This window comes from Azospirillum sp. B506, from assembly GCF_000333595.1.
Taxonomy (GTDB): Bacteria; Pseudomonadota; Alphaproteobacteria; order Azospirillales; family Azospirillaceae; genus Azospirillum.
This window is the reverse complement of sequence record NZ_BADK01000757.1, coordinates 1-4137: the sequence shown is the minus strand read 5'-3', so window position 1 is coordinate 4137 and position 4137 is coordinate 1. Positions and strand designations below refer to the sequence as shown.

The following is a 4137-nucleotide window of genomic DNA, read 5'->3' as shown; positions in this document are numbered from 1 at the left end:
GCCGTGACGCTCTACAAACCGTCAATCCTGTTCGTGAACCGGGTGTTCCCACCGGACCGTGGGGCGACCGGCCGTTGCTTGTCGAACATGGCTTGTGGATTTTCGGATGCTGGCTGGCGGGTAACCGTGCTGGCGGACGGGCCGCAGTGCGCAGGCGAGGCGCGTGTATGCGGCTTGCCGGCCGCCATCACCCTTGTCCGTACCGGCGGCACAGTGGCGGCCGGCGGCCGGCCCGAAGCCCGGGCCTATCTCGATTCGCTCTGCCGGCTGACCGGCCGGGCTCTGCGCCTGCCCCGTCACGATCTTGTCGTGACGATGACCGATCCGCCCATGCTGGCCCTGGCCGGCCCTGTTCTCGCCGCGCGGCATGGCGCGGCCTCGTTGCACTGGTGTCAGGATCTCTATCCTGACCTGTTGCCCGTTCTGGGAGTGCGGATGCCGGCCATGCTTCGCCGGATCGCCGGAGATGGCGTGGTGCGGGCATTGCGGCGGCATGACGGGGTCATCGCCATCGGGCACTGCATGCGTGATCGGATCGTCGCGGCCGGCGTGTCGGCAGACCGGGTGTCGGTCTTGCCGAACTGGCCCGATCCGGCAATCCGTCCGGTGCCAAAGCAGGCCAACGGCTTTCGCCGGTCGCTTGGGCTGGAGGAGGTCGCTGGCCGCTTCCTGGTCGCTTACTGCGGAACGCTCGGACTTGCCCACCCGATGGACGGGGTTCTCGACGCCGCCGCCAAGCTGCAGGACAGCGACCCTGCGCTGCTTTTTCTGCTGGTCGGCGAGGGGAGGGGCTTTGCCGCGATTGAGGAGGCCGCGCACCGTTCGGGGCTGCGCAACCTGCGGCGGCTGCCCTGGCAGCGCCCGACCGGTTGGCTGAATGCCTGTCGGCCGCCGACTGCATCTGGTGGCCATGGCTCCGGCTGCGGAAGGGATGCTGGTGCCGAGCAAACTGACAGGGGTGCAGGCGGCCGGCCGTCCCTGTCTGTTTCTGGGGCCGGCGGGAAGCGAGGCTGCGGCACTGGTGAAGGGCTGCGGTCTGGTGATCGACCCGATGGATGGCGCGGCCATCGCCGACGCGGTGCGCGCCTATGCCGCCGATCCCGCCCGTTGTGCGGCGGAAGGGCAGCGCGCGGCGGACAGGGCCGCCGCCTGGACCGTCGATCGTGCGGTGTCGGCCTTCACCGGATTGGCTGGACGTCTGGTGGCCGGCCGCCGCGCTGCCCTTCCGCTGTTGGGAAGGCTGCAGCCCCATGCCTGATGGTGTCGTCTCCCCTTCGTTGAAACAGTCGCCCCCTCGGGCCATGACCCTGCTTCTGCCTTCCGCGGCTGGAGAGGGGGATCTGCGCGCCATCATCCGGACCCTGCGGACGGGGTGGCCCTGGCTGCTTGCCGGGGCGTTGGGCGGGCTGGCGCTGGCGGTGGCCGCCCTGTGGTTGGTGACGCCGGCCTACACCGCGGCCATGGTCATCGGGCCGACGGCGCGGGTCGGATCCGCTGCGATGGGCGCCCGGGTGCCGACGGTGAGCGGCCGCGAGTCCGCCGGCGTTGCCGAACCTGGGGCAGGCGACGAATCGCTGTCCGACTTCGCCCGTTATCTCGAACTGTTCGGGTCGGGGCCGGTGGCCGATCGTCTGGCAGCCGATCCCCGCATCCTGCACGCCCTGTTCCCGGAGCGCTGGGATGAGCAGTCCGGGCGCTGGCGACCGCCGTCCGGATTGTTGCCCACGGTGAAGCGGATGCTGTTGGCGATGGTCGGGCGGCAAGATTGGGTCGAACCGGACGGCGACCGCGTCGCCCGCGCCCTGAGGGACCGGTTGGTGATCGACATGTTGCGGTCGGGACCGATGCGGCGCGTCACCTTCCGCCATGCCGACAGGGGGGCCGCGGTGGCGATGCTCGGCCGGATTGCCGCCGTGACCGACGCCCATTTGCGGGAGGAGGCTGCCCGGCGCAGTGCCGCCCAGATCGCCCACATCAGGCTTCGCCTGGGAGCGGTCACCGTGGCGGAACACCGGCAGGCATTGAGTGATCTCCTGTTGGATCAGGAACGGGTGGCGATGATGATCGGCGTCGACCTGCCCTTCGCCGCCGACACGATCCAGCCGCCGACCGCTGCCGCCCTTCCGGACTGGCCGAACCCGGCGGTGGTGGTTCCGTTGACCGGTCTGGTCGGTCTGGTCGCCGCCGCCTTCGGCCTGTCGCTGCAGTCCGCCTTGAGGGGGCTGAGGGCAGGCGAGGAGGCTGCGCAATGACACCCATTCCGGTCTCTGTGGTGGTGATGACCCGCAACGAGGCGATCAACCTTCCACGTTGCCTGTCGTCGCTCGACCGCTTCGCCCAATGTTTCGTTGTGGATAGCGGTAGCGACGACGGGACGCCGGACATCGCGCGGTGCCACGGCGCCCGGCTGGTGCCCTTCCAATGGAACGGACGCTACCCGAAGAAAAAGCAATGGTGCCTGGACTCTCTCCCCTTCGATCACGACTGGGTTCTGTTCGTCGATGCGGATGAGCGGCCGACTGCCGAATTGGTGGAGGAGATTGCCCGGCTGATGGTGAAAGCCGCAAATGAACCGTGTCATGCCGCCTACTGGATCGACGGCCGCCCGGTGATACGTGGCCAACGGCTGCGTTTCGGCTGCTGGAACCGCAAACTTGCCCTGGTCGACCGTCGGTACGTGCGCTTTCCCGAACCGGCCGATCTGGATATCGCCTCCATGTGGGAGGTGGAAGGCCACTACCAACCGCGGGTCCATGGCACGACAGGCCGCCTCCGCCATCCGATGGACCATGAGGATGCCAAGCCGCCCTCGGCCTGGTTCGACCGTCACAACCACTATTCCGATTGGGAAGCGGCTTTGCGCGCCGACGGCCGGATGGAGCGGTTGATCGACGGCGAACCGGAGGGCGACTCCGGTCTCCGTCGGTGCAGACTCATCGGACGCCGGGCACAGAAGCGGCTGTTTCAGCGCCTGCCGGGCCGGCCGCTTTGGGCCTTCCTGCATGCTTACATTCTGCGCCTCGGCGCTCTTGACGGCATCGCAGGGCTCGACCACGCGCTGGGGCGGGCCTTCTACTATTGGCAGGTCGGGCTGAAGATGCGGTCGGCAGCATCGACACCGGCACCGGCTGCAGCAGCCCAAGTGCCGTCGGCACGCACCGTTCCGGACTTTTTCCCAACCTGTCTTCCCGGGGGCGAACCCTATTCTTCGAGCATTGCGATCTTGTCGCCGCCGAGTGCCTTCAACAGGTCGAATGTGCGCTTGCGTACGCCGGGATCCTCGATCCGGTAATAGGCCCGAACCAGCTCCAGCGTCTCGCGCCGCGCCATCGATTCGAATTCGTCTGTTTCGCTCATCGTCTCGTCCGGAGCTTCGGTGGCAATCTGATCGGGCGACGGCATATCGTCGAAGAAGTAGCTGACCGGCACACCAAGAACCTGCGAGAGGTTGTAGAGACGGCTGGCGCTGATGCGGTTCGAGCCGCGTTCGTATTTCTGGAGCTGCTGGAAGGTGATCCCGACGGCCTCGCCCAGCTTCTCCTGGCTGAGACCAAGCAGGGTCCGGCGAAGCCGCAAACGGGCTCCGACATGAATGTCGATGGGGTTCGGACCTTCGCCGCGGCGCGACAGGGTGTGGGCGGGGGCGAGTTTGGTCTTGGTCGCGCTCATAAGTCGTACCTCGAAGGAAAAGCCGGAGGGAAGGCGCCGCGAGAATGCTTAGTTCAGAAAGTAAATTCTATGCAACCATTTGTGCGTATCAACGGTCTGTTTGGGTGGAAGTGGGAAAGCGAATGCGAAAGACATTAAGTTTCCGGGCATCGGAAACGTAATTTCGCGTAAAGTGTGGGAAAGCGGAGCCGCACTGCCAGCGCGACTCGCTGAGCTGTGGCGATTGCTGCCGCATGAGCCGCTCCATGGCCGAGGTGATGTCGACGAATCGCCGTCTGCTGGGATCGCCCGGCCGCGGCGTCGCGTTGTGACAGGCCACCCGGCGCAAACACACAGACCGGCCAGCGCAGCCGTACCGCCCGCCCGCGGTCCAGCACGGAAAGCGTGAAGGCATAGTCGGCCGCGATTGTATAGGCGGGGTCGAAGTGCAGCCCTGTCAGGCTGGCTATGCGGTAGATCATGGCCTGA

General features: G+C 66.9%; 4 protein-coding genes and 2 pseudogenes. 4 read left to right on the top strand and 2 right to left on the bottom strand.

Annotated elements, in window-relative coordinates:
• Window positions 1-87: 87 nt before the first annotated feature.
• From I71_RS40100 to I71_RS36370, 4 genes and pseudogenes are all read left to right on the top strand, one after another.
• Window positions 88-531 (top strand): annotated as a pseudogene (locus I71_RS40100) (glycosyltransferase WbuB); the annotation flags it as partial.
• A 346-nt stretch (window positions 532-877) separates the two neighbouring features.
• On the top strand, window positions 878-1258 hold the full coding sequence (locus tag I71_RS40095) for a hypothetical protein (protein ID WP_244434012.1): 381 nt from the start codon (window positions 878-880) through the stop codon (window positions 1256-1258).
• 43 nt (window positions 1259-1301) lie between these two features.
• Window positions 1302-2252 carry a hypothetical protein gene (locus tag I71_RS23690; RefSeq protein ID WP_244434011.1) on the top strand — a complete coding sequence of 317 codons (951 nt, stop codon included), beginning with the start codon at window positions 1302-1304 and terminating at the stop codon, window positions 2250-2252.
• A gap of 26 nt (window positions 2253-2278) precedes the next feature.
• Window positions 2279-3292: a glycosyltransferase family 2 protein gene (locus I71_RS36370; RefSeq protein ID WP_244434010.1), complete on the top strand. Its 1014-nt coding sequence runs from the start codon at window positions 2279-2281 to the stop codon at window positions 3290-3292.
• Here I71_RS36370 and I71_RS23685 read toward each other — a convergent pair.
• Together I71_RS23685 and I71_RS36365 are read right to left on the bottom strand one after the other, a co-directional pair.
• On the bottom strand, window positions 3202-3669 hold the full coding sequence (locus I71_RS23685; RefSeq protein ID WP_042699253.1) for a helix-turn-helix domain-containing protein: 468 nt from the start codon (window positions 3667-3669) through the stop codon (window positions 3202-3204). The genes I71_RS36370 and I71_RS23685 overlap by 91 nt on opposite strands.
• Before the next feature lie 134 nt (window positions 3670-3803).
• Window positions 3804-4137 (bottom strand): annotated as a pseudogene (locus I71_RS36365) (colanic acid biosynthesis glycosyl transferase); the annotation flags it as partial.

Bases quoted from the DNA above. Each gene is read 5' to 3' on its own strand.
- I71_RS23690 (WP_244434011.1), top strand. From the start codon at position 1,302: ATGACCCTGCTTCTGCCTTCCGCGGCTGGAGAGGGGGATCTGCGCGCC.
- I71_RS40095 (WP_244434012.1), top strand. From the start codon at position 878: ATGCCTGTCGGCCGCCGACTGCATCTGGTGGCCATGGCTCCGGCTGCG.
- I71_RS23685 (WP_042699253.1), bottom strand. From the start codon at position 3,669: ATGAGCGCGACCAAGACCAAACTCGCCCCCGCCCACACCCTGTCGCGC.
- I71_RS36370 (WP_244434010.1), top strand. From the start codon at position 2,279: ATGACCCGCAACGAGGCGATCAACCTTCCACGTTGCCTGTCGTCGCTC.